The sequence below is a fragment of the Arthrobacter sp. FX8 genome (assembly GCF_026723805.1).
Classification (GTDB): Bacteria; Actinomycetota; Actinomycetes; order Actinomycetales; family Micrococcaceae; genus Arthrobacter.
In genome coordinates this window covers 3319742-3332194 of record NZ_CP113505.1, presented here as the reverse complement: position 1 = coordinate 3332194, position 12453 = coordinate 3319742, and the positions used below count along the sequence as shown (strand labels likewise).

Genomic DNA, 12453 nt, shown 5'->3' with positions numbered 1-12453 from the left:
GCTAGACCTGGACTCCCAGCTTGAAGCCCGTCCGGTCGCCTTCGGGCGAGCCGTCCTTGCGGGTGTAGGAGAAGCCGTCGGCGCCCACCGTGACCGCCATCTCGGACTTTTCCTCGCGGACGATGACCGGCTGCGGGTTGCCGTCCAGGTCCAGGACCAGGGAGGCCTCGGTGTACCAGGAGGGGACCACGGGGTTGCCCCACCAGTCGCGGCGCTGGTTGTCGTGGACGTCCCAGGTGATGGTGGGGTTGTCCGGGTCGCCGGTGTAGTAGTCCTGGGTGTAGATCTCAATGCGGTGGCCGTCCGGGTCCAGGATGTAGAGGTAGAACGCGTTGGACACGCCGTGGCGGCCGGGGCCGCGTTCGATCCGGTCGCTGATGCGCAGGGCGCCCATCTTGTCGCAGATCTGGATGATGTTGTGCTTCTCGTGCGTGGCGAACGCGACGTGGTGCATGCGGGGGCCGTTGCCGCCGGTCAGCGCGGTGTCATGGACGGTCTGCTTGCGGTGCATCCAGGCGGCGTAGGTGACGCCGTCGGCATCCTTGATGTCCTCGGAGACGCGGAAGCCCAGGTCCTCCAGGTACTTGCGGCCGCGCGGGACGTCCGGGGTGACCTGGTTGAAGTGGTCCAGGCGGACCAGTTCACCGGCGGAGTAGAGGTCGTAGCGCTGGGTGAGCCGCTCCACGTGCTCCACGTCGTAGAAGAACTCGTACGGGAAGCCCAGCGGGTCCTCCACTCGGACGGAGTCGCCGATGCCTTTGGTGAAGCCTTCCTTGCGGCGCTCCACCCGGCAGCCGAGCTCCTTGTAGTAGGCCTCGGCGGCATCCACCTCCGCAGGGGACTTCACCCGGTAGGCGAAGGCGGCGACGGCGGCGATGGGTCCCTTGCGGAGCACCAGGTTGTGGTGGATGAATTCCTCCAGGGAGCGCAGGTAGATCGCGTTCTCGTCTTCCTCGGTGACGTGCAGGCCCAGGACGTCGACGTAGAACTCGCGGGACCTGGCGAGGTCGGTGACCACGATCTCCATGTAGGCGCAGCGGACGATGTCCGGTGCCGGGACGGTGGGGGTGGGAACGAAGTTGGTCATGATGGTCTCTCTTCTTTGAAAGGGGGCTTCTTCCCCAACTGACTGGCAGTTGTTGTCGTTTTGAGGCCTCAAAACGACAACAAGTGCGAGCTGGTTGGGTTCAGGCGCCGAATTTGGGGGTGTGGACGGTGCCGAGCGTGATGTGCACGGCCTGCTGGTCGGTGTAGAAGTCGATGGAGCGGTAGCCGCCCTCGTGGCCCAGGCCGGAGGCCTTGACGCCGCCGAACGGGGTGCGCAGGTCGCGGACGTTGTGGCTGTTCAGCCACACCATGCCGGCCTCGACGTTCTGCGAGAAGTTGTGGGCCCGGGTCAGGTTCTGGGTCCAGATGTAGGCGGCCAGGCCGTACTTGGTGTTGTTCGCCAGGGCGAGGGCCTCGTCGTCGTTCTCGAACGGGGTGATGGCCACGACGGGTCCGAAGATTTCCTCCTGGAAGATCCGGGCATCGGGCGCGACGTCGGCGAACACCGTGGGTGCGATGTAGTTGCCTTCGGGCAGGTGGCCGGGGCGGCCGCCGCCGGCCAGGAGCCGGCCTTCGGACTTTCCAATCTCCACGTAGGAGGCCACCTTGTCGTAGTGCTCGGGGTGGACCAGGGCCCCCACTTCGGTCTTGGGGTCATGGGGGTCACCCACCACGATGTTCTTTGCCCGGGCGGCGTACTTTTCGCAGAATTCGTCGTAGATGGCGCGCTCCACCAGGATGCGTGAGCCGGCGGTGCAGCGCTCCCCGTTGAGGGAGAAGACCCCGAACAGGGCGGAGTCGATGGCGGCGTCCACGTCGGCGTCGGCGAACACGACGCAGGGGGATTTGCCGCCGAGCTCCATGGACAGGCCCTTGAGGTTGGCCGCGGCGTTGCGGAAGATCGTCTGGCCGGTGGTGGTCTCGCCGGTGAAGGAGATCAGCGGGACGTCCGGGTGCTTGACCAGGGCGTCGCCGGCCTCCTCGCCCAGGCCGTTGACCAGGTTGAAGACGCCGTCCGGCAGCCCTGCATCCTTGAAGATGGTGGCCCACAGGGAGGCGGACAGCGGGGTGAATTCGGCGGGCTTGAGGACCACGGTGTTGCCGGTGGCCAGCGCCGGGGCGAGCTTCCACGACTCCAGCATGAAGGGGGTGTTCCACGGCGTAATCAGGCCGGCGACGCCGATGGGCTTGCGGTTGACGTAGTTGATCTGGGAGCCGGGGACCTTCATGGCGTCATCGAACTGGGCCACGATCAGGTCGGCGAAGAACCGGAAGTTCTCCGCAGCGCGGAGGGCCTGGCCCTTGGCCTGGGTGATCGGCAGGCCGGTGTCGAACGTTTCGAGTTCGGCGAGCCGGGCTTCCTGGGCCTCGACGGCGTCGGCAATCCGGTTCAGGACACGGGCGCGTTCACGGGGCTTCATCCGGGGCCACGGGCCGTTCACGAATGCTTCACGGGCGGCCGCGACGGCGAGCTCGATGTCTTCCTTCTGCCCGGCCGCGGCGGTGGCGTAGTTGCGGTTGGACACCGGGTCCAGGACATCGAAGGTCTTGCCGGAGATTGAGTCCACGAACTTGCCGTTGATGTAGTGCTGGATGTGGCTGGGCAGGTCATCCGGAACGTAGTGCTTGGTGGTTTCTACTGAGGTCGTCATCGTTGAAGTCCTAACTGTGGTCTCTTCGTACAAGTGGTCGCGTCGTACAACTGGTCTTTTCGTACTAATTGGTTTGGGCGAGGTAAGCGTCCAAGGTCGCCGTGCGGTGCCGGCGGGCTGCCTTCTCGATGTCGTCGGCATCGGCACCGGACTCGATCAGCTTCAGGAGTTCCTCATGTTCCTCCACCGAGTCGCGGGCCCGGCCGGGGACGAAGCGGAAGGTGGAGGACCTGAGTGCGGCCAGCCGGTTCCAGCCGCGGTGTACCAGGTCCAGGATGTGCGGGTTGGGGCAGTGTTCGAACAGGACGCTGTGGAAGTCCTGGTTGAGCTGGGTGAAGCGCACCGGATCGAAGTGCTCCAGGCACTGGCGCATTTCCTGGTTCACGGCACGGGCCCGGGCAATGGCCTGGCCGTCGATCAGCGGTGCGGAGAGTGCCGTGGCGGCACCTTCCACGATGCTGAGGGTCTGCATGGTGTAGAGGTATTCGGTGGGGTCGATGCCTGCCACCGTGGCGCCGACGTTCCGTTCAAACGTCACCAGTCCCTCGGCTTCAAGCCTGCGGATCGCTTCCCGGACCGGAACCACGCTGAAGCCCAGGTCCTTCGCTATGGCACCCAGGACCAGCCGGTAGCCGGGAGTGTAGGTGCCTTCCACGATCCGTGCCTTGACGGCCTGGTACGCCTGTTGGGACTTGCTGCCGGGAGTGGCTGCCACGGCGGTTTCAGTCATGGCGGTTGCCTGCCCATTCCTTGTACCGGGCCTGCCATTCGGCGTTCATCGGGTAGAGGCCGTCCACGCTGTTGCCCTGCTTGACCATCTCGAAGATGAAGGTTTCCTCCTTTTCCTGCTGGATGCAGTCCTCAACGAGTTCTTCGGCGATGGCGGGCGGGATGACCAGGATGCCGTCGGAGTCGGCCACGATGATGTCGCCGGGCTGGACGGTGGCTCCGCCGCAGGCGATGGTGATGTCCGTGTCCCACGGGATGTGTCGGCGGCCCAGCACGGCGGGGTGCGGGTTGGCGAAGTACGTGGGCATTTCCAGGCCGGCCACCGCGGTATAGTCGCGGACGCCGCCGTCGGTGATGATCGCTGCCGCGCCGCGGACCTGGGCGCGCAGGGCCAGGATGTCGCCCACGGTGCCGGTGCCCTTTTCGCCGCGGGCTTCCATGACCAGGATTTCGCCTTCGTTGACGGAATCGATGGCCCGTTTCTGGGCGTTGAAGCCGCCGCCATGGGTCTTGAAGAGGTCTTCCCGGTTGGGCACGTAGCGCAGGGTCCGGGCCAGTCCCACCACGCGCCGGTCCGGGCGGGTGGCCTGGAGGCCGTCGATGCTGACGTTGTTAAGGCCGCGCTTGCGCATCTGGGATGACAGGGTGGCGGTGGCGACCGACTCGAGCTTGGCTTTCAGTTCCGGGGTGAGGGCGCTGTCAGGAGCAGGGAGCCCTGCGGCTTCGCGGGATCCGTAGGCCTCCTCCCGCTGCAGGTCGTCAACCTTGGGCTGGGCACCAAAGTCCGCGAACGCCGTCGTGCCTTGCTCAACGGTGGTGACCAGGCGTCCGGTGGTGAGGGTGCCATCAATCGTGCCCGCCTCAACCTCCAGGACGTCGCCCGGTGCGGCCACGGAGGCGCCGGCAGGGGTGCCGGTGAGGATGATGTCGCCCTCCTCGAGGGTGAGGAGCTGGGACAGGTCCGCCACCAGCCGGGCGAAGGGGAAGAGCAGGTCAGCGGTGGTGTCGTCCTGGACCAGTTCACCGTTGTGCCAGGTGCGGATGCGAAGTTTGGAAGGGTCGACGGCGTCTGCCGGAAGAAGTGCCGGGCCTACGGGGGTGAACCCGTCCCCGCCCTTGGACCGGAGGTTGGAGCCCTTGTCCGCGTAGCGCAGGTCGTACACGCCGAGGTCGTTGCTGGCGGTGACGGCGGCAACGTGGCTCCAGGCCTCCTCGACCGTGACGCGGCGGGCGGCCTTGCCGATGATGAGCGCAATCTCGCCTTCGTAGCCGAGCAGTTCGCAGCCGGCCGGGCGCTCCACGGGGCTTCCGCTCAGCGCCAGCGAGCTGGAAGGCTTGAGGAAGTAGGACGGTTGGGCCGGGGTGCGGCCACGCTGGGCGGCCCGGCTGGGGTAGTTGATGTGCACCGCGACCACCTTGCGTGCTGCTGCCAGGGTGTCGCCGTTGACCTGCTCCAAAACGTCTCCTCATCAGGTACGAAATCGTATACGATCACTATCCATAGATTTGCAGCTTCCGTCAACCCCCTTGTTTCGGCTGTTTTTGCGGCACTTCCGGAGCCACTTGTCGCCCGCGTCACAACCGGCGTACAGTGGACAACAAGTTTAGAGTTTTCGATTATCGAATCTACTGTTCTGATATAGAACACGAACTGATGTGAATCATCCACAACGAAGTGAGGAAAGCCCGTGCAGTTCCACCACCACGGATACGTATCCGGTGACCCGCGCATCAAGCCGGCAGCCGGCGTCGGACTGAACCGCCCCGAGGAGCTCCCGGAGGAAGTGGACGTGCTCATCGTCGGCACCGGCCCGGCCGGAATGCTCGCCGCCGCGCAGCTGTCCATGTTCCCCAATGTCACCACGCGGATCATTGACCGCCGGCCGGGCCGCCTCGCTATTGGGCAGGCTGACGGGATCCAGGCGCGCAGCGTCGAAACCTTCCAGGCCTTCGGGTTCGCAGAGCGGATCATCGCCGAGGCGTACCGGATCACGGAGATGGCGTTCTGGAAGCCGGACCCTGCCAACAACGCCAACATCATCCGCGCCGCACGCGCCGTCGACGACGAAACAGGGATCAGCGAGTTCCCGCACCTGATCGTCAACCAGGCCCGCGTGCTGGACTACTTTGCCGAGTTTGCGGCGAACTCTCCCACCCGCCTCAAGCCCGACTATGGCTATGACTTCCAGGGCCTCACCGTCGCCACCGAGGGCGACTACCCGGTCACTGTGACGCTGCTTCACACCGCCGGACCCAACGAGGGCCAGGAGCGGATTGTCCGTGCAAAGTACGTGGTGGGGGCCGACGGCGCGCGCAGCAAGGTTCGCCAGGCGATCGGCTGCACGCTGGCAGGGGACCAGGCCAACCACGCCTGGGGCGTCATGGACGTCCTGGCCGTCACCGACTTCCCTGACATCCGCACCAAGTGCGCCATCCAGGCCGAGAAGGGCAGCATCCTGCTGATTCCGCGGGAAGGCGGCTACCTGTTCCGCATGTACGTGGACCTGGGCGAAGTGGATCCTGCCACCCACCACGCCGTCCGCAACACGAGCATCGAGCAGATCATCCACAAGGCAAACGAGATCCTGCACCCCTACACCCTGGATGTACGCAACGTGGCATGGCACAGCGTGTACGAGGTGGGCCACCGCCTCACGGACAGGTTCGACGACGTCCTGCCCGCGGACCGCGGCACCCGCACCCCGCGGGTGTTCATCACCGGCGATGCCTGCCACACCCACAGTGCCAAGGCCGGCCAGGGCATGAACGTCTCCATGCAGGACGGGTTCAACATCGCCTGGAAGCTGGGGCATGTGCTGGAGGGCCGCAGCCCCGAGAGCCTGCTGACCACCTACTCGGAGGAGCGGCAGGTGGTGGCCAGGAACCTGATCGACTTCGACAAGGAGTGGTCCACCATGATGGCCAAGAAGCCCGAGGAGTTCGAGCACCCCTCGGACCTTGAGGACTTCTACGTGCGGACCGCCGAGTTCCCGGCAGGTTTCATGACCCAGTACGCGCCGTCCCTGATTGTTGGCGGCACCGACCACCAGGACCTGGCCGCCGGCTTCCCCGTGGGCAAGCGTTTCAAGTCGGCACCGGTAGTCCGCGTGGGCGACACCAACCCCATCCACCTGGGCCACCACGCCACGGCTGACGGCCGCTGGCGGATCTATGTCTTCGCGGATGCGGCCCAGCCCGGAACGGACTCCACCACGGACAAGCTTGCCGAGTGGTTCGCGCACTCGCCGGAATCACCCCTGGCAGCAACACCCGCGGACGCCGACCCGGACGCGTGGTTCGATCTGAAGGTCATTTACCAGCAGCCGCACACCGCCGTCGACATCAATGCCGTCCCCTCCGTCTTCAAGCCGCAGGTGGGCCCGTTCAAGCTCACCGACTACGAGAAGGTGTACGCAACCGATCCCACGGCGGACATCTTCGACCTGCGCGGACTGGACCGCAACGGCGTCGTCGTGGTGGTCCGCCCGGACCAGTACGTGGCCAACGTCCTGCCGCTGACGGCAACCGCCGAGCTCGGCGCGTTCTTCGCGCCGCTGCTCAAGGCCGCGCCCGCACAGCCACGTCAGGCGGTGGCTGCCGCCGCCCGGTAGTCAGCCGCGGGGTACACGCCGAGGATCCGCACCTCGGTGGTGAAGAAGTCCAGTTCCTCGAGGGCCAGCTTCAGCGGCAGGTCCTCGGGGTGGCCTTCGACGTCGGCCATGAACATGGTGGCGGCAAACTCGTTGCCCACCATGTAGCTCTCCAGCCGCGTCATGTTCACGCCGTTCGTGGCAAACCCGCCCAGCGCCTTGTACAGGGCGGAGGGGACGTTGCGGACGCGGAACACGAAACTGGTGACTGCCGGTCCGGGAAGATCCTGCCGGGCCGGCAGTGCCGTTTCCCGGGCAAGGACCACGAAGCGGGTGGTGTTGGAGGGGTCGTCCTCCACGCGCGAGGCCAGCACCTGGAGGCCGTAGATCTCCGCGGCCAGCGGGGGAGCCAGCGAGAGCTTGCGGGGGTCATTCCACTCGGCCACCTCCCGGGCGGACCCGGCGGTGTCACCGGCGATGACCGGCTTGAGGCCGTGGTCGCGGATCAGCTTCCGGCACTGGCCCAGGGCGTGGATGTGGCTGTGCACCTCGGTGGCGCCCTCAATGGTGCTGCCCGGAATGCCCAGCAGGTCGAAATGGATGGGCAGGAAGTATTCGCCCACGATCTGCAGGTTGGACTGCGGCAGCAGGATGTGGATGTCCGCCACCCGGCCCGCGATGGAATTCTCGATGGGTATCATGGCCAGGTCCGCTTCGCCGCCGGCCACCAGTTCGAAGGCGTCCTCGAAGCTGGCGCACGGGACGCTTTCCATGTCCGGGAACATCTGCTGACACGCGATATTGGAGTTGGCGCCAGGCTCACCCTGGTACGCAATCTTGGAGGCCATGGTCCGTATGCTTTCACGCGCGCGGGCCCGTTGCGAAAACGGGCCCGCGAGTGCTACGCCGGGGTGACGCGCAGCCAGAGGTACTGCCGGGGGAGGAGGGTGATGCCGTCGTCCAGTTGCAGGGTGGCTTCGGAGAGAAGGTCGACGGCGGCAGGGGAGTACCCGCCAAAGGTTTCCGCCGGGAGGGTCTGGGCGGAGTCGCTGAAATTGGCGAGGGCCAGGACGGTGCTGCCACCGTCCGGACCGCCCGGGCGCTGGTAGCCGAGCACCGAGCGGTTGTTCGTACTGAAATCCACCAGCGTGGTTCCGGCAAATTCAGGAGTGCCCGCCCGGACCTCGATCATGCGCTTCAATCCGGCGTAGACGGCCCCCTCGGGGGTGGAGGGATCGGCACGGCGGGCGTATTGTTCGGCGGGAAAGTGCGGCCGGTGCACCCAGCGGCTGTCCTCCTCGTGGCCGGGCTCGGACGCGTAGGAGTAGTCGTTGACCTGCCCCACTTCGTCGCCCAGGTACAGCAGCGGGATGCCGCCGGTGCTGAAGGGCACCGAATGGGCCAGGAGGATCCGTTCCACCGCCTCCGCCGGGTCAACCTCCATCCCGCACAGGGACGCCGTCGTGCCGGAAATCCGGCAGTCACCCGTCTTGGGGTTGTCCTGGAAGGGGACGCCGCGGGCGAAGCTGCCCGGGAACCGGTTGACGTAGAAGGAGTTCAGGAAGCGGCGGTGGTCAAAGCCGTTGATGCCCAGCTCGGCCGCGTCCTCATCGGCGAAGGTCCAGCCGATGTCGTCATGGCTGCGGACGTAGTTCACCCATGCCGTACCGTCGGGGATGTTGTGCCTGCGCTCCAGCGCCTGTGACAGCAGGGACACGTCCCTGGTGGCCAGGGACTCCCAGATCAGGGCCATCTGCAGCGGGTTGTAGGAAAGCTGGCATTCCGCGGGGTCGATGTACAGTGCCACCTCGTCGGGGTGCACGATGGCCTCCGACTTGAACAGCAGCGACGGTGCCGCCAGGCGGCAGACCGCGTTGAACGCCCGGAGCAGCGTGTGCGCCTGGGGGAGGTTTTCGCAGGGCGTCCCCAGCTGCTTCCAGATGAAGGCGACAGCGTCCATGCGCAGGATATCCACCCCCTGGTTGGCCAGGAACAGCATCTCGGCGGCCATGGCCCGGAAGACGCCGGGGTTGGAGTAGTTCAGGTCCCACTGGTAGGTGTGGAACGTGGCCCACACCCACCGGCCGTCCGCCATCTGGATGAAGGACCCCGGATGGTTCTCCGGGAAGATCTCGCGGACATTCGCCTCAAAGGCGTCCGGCATGGTCCGGTCCGGGAAGATCCAGTAGTAGTCGCTGTACTCGGGATCGCCCGCGGCTGCCTTCCGGGCCCATTCGTGCTCGTCCGAGGTGTGGTTGAAGATGAAGTCCACCACCAGGCTGATCCCGTTGGCGCGCAGTTCGGCCGCGAGGGAGCGCAGCTGTTCCATGGTGCCCAGCTTGGCGTTGACCTCCCGGTAGCTCGACACGGCGTAGCCGCCGTCCGAATGCGGTTCGGGCGCCAGGAACAGCGGCATCAGGTGCAGGTAGGTGAGGCCCAGCTCCTTGAAATAGGGAATGCGGCTGCGCACTCCTCCAGGCTTTCGGCGTAGCGGTCCACATAGCAGACGCCGCCCAGCATGCCGTTGGACTGGAACCAGTCCGGCGCCTCCTCGCGTTCGGCGTCCAGCGCCTTCAGCTCCGGGGAGCGCTCCTGCCACGACCGCGCGCTCTGCACCACCAGGGCGGACAGCTGCTCCAGCCAGTCCTGCCGGGCGCCGTAAAGCGAGTGGAACAGGCTGCGGAGGGTGGGGAAGTGCTCATCCAGCCGCCGGTCAAAGTCCGGATCCGCAGGGAGGCCGAGGTCCCGCTGCCGGGCGAGTGAAGCGATGACCGCCTGGCGCGCCTCTTCGTCCTCGTTAACGGTTTCCTGCATGCCACTGCCCCTTCCAGCCGCCGCCGAGATGTCCGGCCGCACATGTACTGAAGTATTCCATGTCACACATACTGAGCCTGTCCATCCTTGAGCCGCCTGCCGGCAAGGGCGGCGCCCACAACGCCCGCGGCGTTCTCGAGGCTGGCCGGAATGACCGGGGTGCGCAGTGAGAGGCGAGGGAGGTATTCGGTACTGCACGCTGAAATGCCCCCACCGATGATGATGAGGTCGGGCGAGAAGAGGAACTCCACGTGCGACAGGTACTGCTGCAGCCGGTCGGCGTACTCCACCCAGGTGAGGCCTTGGTTCTCCCTGACGACGGCCGATGCCCGGGACTCTGCTTTGCAGCCGCCGATTTCCAGGTGGCCCAGCTCGAAATTGGGAACGAGCCTGCCGTCCACCAGCAGTGCGGATCCGATGCCCGTCCCCAGGGTCAGGACCAGGACAACGCCGCGCCGGCCTTTCCCGGCGCCGTACAAGGCTTCCGCCGTACCGGCAGCGTCTGCGTCATTCACGACGCAAACGGATCGTCCAAGCCGGGACTCCAGGTAGGACTGGACATCAAGTCCCACCCAGCTGCCGTCCATGTTTGCTGCCGACAGCGCCACTCCGCGCTGGACAATCGAGGGGATGGCGACGCCGGCAGCCAGGTTCCCGTGCCCGGGGCTTTCGGATTGGAGCTCACTGATGAGCTGGTCCAGGGTGTCTGCCACGTCATCCACCCTGCCGCTGGACGGGGTCCGCAGGCGGCGGACACCGCCGGCCGGGATGCCGCTGCCCAGGTTGACGAGTGCACCCTTGATCCAGGTCCCGCCAACATCGATTCCTATTCCGAAATCCGGTCCGGAGCCGGCGGCAGGTGCGCTCACCGCAGCCACGCCGTGGCAGCGCCGGGCAGCCGGCCGGCTTCGAGTGGCGAGCTGGAGACCAGCAGCTGGCCCGCGGGCAGCTCGAAGGGTTCCGTACCGAAGTTCGTTATGGAGGTCCAGCCGTTGGGGCGCCGGAAGGCCAGGACGTCATCCCGGCCGGTTTCCAGCAGCTCCAGCGCTTCTGTTGTTTGCAGCTGCGACCGCAGGGCGAGTGCCCGGCGGTAGAGGGACAGGGTTGAATCCCCTGGCCCTCCTGGGCCTCCACTGAGCTGCCCGCGAACCATTCCGGCTGCGGCAGGTGGGAGCCGCCGGGGCCGAAACCGAATGAGCTGCCCGCCGAGGTCCACGGCAAGGGGACGCGGCAGCCGTCGCGGCCGATCTCCACGCCCTTGTTCCGGAAGAAGGCCGGATCCTGCCGGGCGGAGTCCGGGATTTCATTGCCGACTTCCTGCAGTCCCAGTTCCTCGCCTTGGTACGGGTACGCAGAACCCGGAAGGGCGAACATCAGCAGGGACGCGGCTCGGGCGCGGCGCAGGCCGAGTTCGGCGTCGACATCTTCCTGCCTGCCGCCGGCCAGAAGCCACCGCTTGCCCGCCTGCCCGGCCATGATGTCACCTCCGGCCGAAGGCTCGGACGCGGGGAGGCCGTAGCGCGTGGCATGCCGGACCACATCGTGGTTTGAGAACACCCAGGTGGACGACGCGCCGGATGCTTTGGCCTCTGCCAGGTTCTTGATGATCGTCTTCCGGAACTGGGCGGCGTCGAAGTCCGCCTGCAGCAGGTCGAAGTTGAAGGCCTGGCCCAGTCCCTCCGGGCTGGCGTAGCGGGCGCGGCGGTCGGTATGGACCCAGGCTTCGGCGACGGCGGTGCGCGGCGGGTTGTATTCATTGAACACGCGGCGCCACTCGGCGTAGATTTCGTGGACCTCGTCGCGGTCCCAGTACGGGTGCTGCCCCGTGAGGTACAGCGCCTCGCCCTGGGCCTCGAGGTCCGCCTTGGTGGGCAGGGTTTCTTCCAGGTTCTTCGTCAGGGCGTGGGCGACGTCGATGCGGAAGCCGTCCACGCCCCGGTCCGACCAGAAGCGCAGGGTTTTCAGGAAGTCTTCGCGGACTTCGGGGTTGTCCCAGTTGAAGTCGGGCTGTTCCTTGGCAAAGATGTGCATGTACCACTGCCCCGGGCTGCCGTCGGGTTCGGTGATGCGCTCCCAGGCGGGGCCGCCGAACACCGAGTCCCAGTCCGACGGCGGCAGCTCGCCTTCTTCGCCCAGCCCGTCGCGGAAGATGTACCGGTTGCGCGCCGCGGACCCCCTGGGCGAGGCGAGGGCTTCCCGGAACCACTGGTGCCGGTCCGACGAGTGGTTGGGCACGATGTCCACGATCAGCTTGAGGCCGGCGGCGTGCAGGGCGTTGGCCATCGCGTCGAAGTCCTCCAGCGTGCCCAGCAGCGGGTCCACGTTGCGGTAGTCGTCCACGTCGTAGCCCCCATCGGCGAGTGCGGAGGGGTAGAAGGGGCTCAGCCAGACGGCATCGATGCCCAGGTTTTTCAGGTACGGAACCTTGGCGGTGATGCCGTTGATGTCGCCGATGCCGTCGCCGTTCGAGTCCGCAAAGCTGCGGGGGTAGATCTGGTAGACGGAAGCCTGACGCCACCAGTTGGGGTCGGCCGTGGGGGCGGGGTTGCTTTGGGTTGCCTGGGTGGCGGTGGTGGGCAAGATTGCTTCCTTCAGTTTCAGCTGTATCAGGTGTGTGGGTC

7 protein-coding genes and 2 pseudogenes are annotated in these 12453 nt (G+C 66.4%); 1 reads left to right on the top strand and 8 read right to left on the bottom strand.

Going from position 1 to position 12453, the window contains the following annotated elements:
- Position 1 precedes the first annotated feature (1 nt).
- From hpaD to OUO20_RS15585, 4 genes are all read right to left on the bottom strand, one after another.
- Positions 2 to 1087 (bottom strand): 3,4-dihydroxyphenylacetate 2,3-dioxygenase, encoded by a 1086-nt coding sequence (hpaD, locus tag OUO20_RS15600; RefSeq protein ID WP_018770014.1) that lies wholly within the window; start codon positions 1085 to 1087, stop codon positions 2 to 4.
- A 100-nt stretch (positions 1088 to 1187) separates the two neighbouring features.
- Positions 1188 to 2699, bottom strand: coding sequence for a 5-carboxymethyl-2-hydroxymuconate semialdehyde dehydrogenase (gene hpaE, locus OUO20_RS15595; RefSeq protein ID WP_056391899.1), 1512 nt, complete (start codon positions 2697 to 2699; stop codon positions 1188 to 1190).
- A 64-nt stretch (positions 2700 to 2763) separates the two neighbouring features.
- Complete coding sequence (locus tag OUO20_RS15590) at positions 2764 to 3429, bottom strand: GntR family transcriptional regulator (RefSeq protein ID WP_056391898.1); 666 nt, start codon at positions 3427 to 3429, stop codon at positions 2764 to 2766.
- Positions 3422 to 4885, bottom strand: a complete 1464-nt coding sequence (locus tag OUO20_RS15585) for a fumarylacetoacetate hydrolase family protein (RefSeq protein WP_056391897.1) — start codon at positions 4883 to 4885, stop codon at positions 3422 to 3424. Before OUO20_RS15585 ends, OUO20_RS15590 begins: the two co-directional genes overlap by 8 nt.
- A gap of 231 nt (positions 4886 to 5116) precedes the next feature.
- Here OUO20_RS15585 and OUO20_RS15580 point away from each other — a divergent pair, with 231 nt between their 5' ends.
- Positions 5117 to 7039: an FAD-binding monooxygenase gene (locus OUO20_RS15580; RefSeq protein WP_268002108.1), complete on the top strand. Its 1923-nt coding sequence runs from the start codon at positions 5117 to 5119 to the stop codon at positions 7037 to 7039.
- On the opposite strand, the gene OUO20_RS15575 is transcribed toward OUO20_RS15580, so the two are convergent.
- From OUO20_RS15575 to OUO20_RS15560, 4 genes and pseudogenes are all read right to left on the bottom strand, one after another.
- Entirely contained in the window at positions 7012 to 7866 is an 855-nt protein-coding gene (locus tag OUO20_RS15575; protein WP_056391895.1) for a prephenate dehydratase, read from the bottom strand. The two genes, OUO20_RS15580 and OUO20_RS15575, sit on opposite strands and share 28 nt — an antisense overlap.
- A 53-nt stretch (positions 7867 to 7919) precedes the next feature.
- Positions 7920 to 9832 (bottom strand): annotated as a pseudogene (locus tag OUO20_RS15570) (amylosucrase).
- A 62-nt stretch (positions 9833 to 9894) separates the two neighbouring features.
- Complete coding sequence (gene ppgK / locus OUO20_RS15565; RefSeq protein WP_268002107.1) at positions 9895 to 10710, bottom strand: polyphosphate--glucose phosphotransferase; 816 nt, start codon at positions 10708 to 10710, stop codon at positions 9895 to 9897.
- Positions 10698 to 12412 (bottom strand): annotated as a pseudogene (locus OUO20_RS15560) (glycoside hydrolase family 13 protein). Before OUO20_RS15560 ends, ppgK begins: the two are co-directional and overlap by 13 nt.
- Positions 12413 to 12453 lie beyond the last annotated feature (41 nt).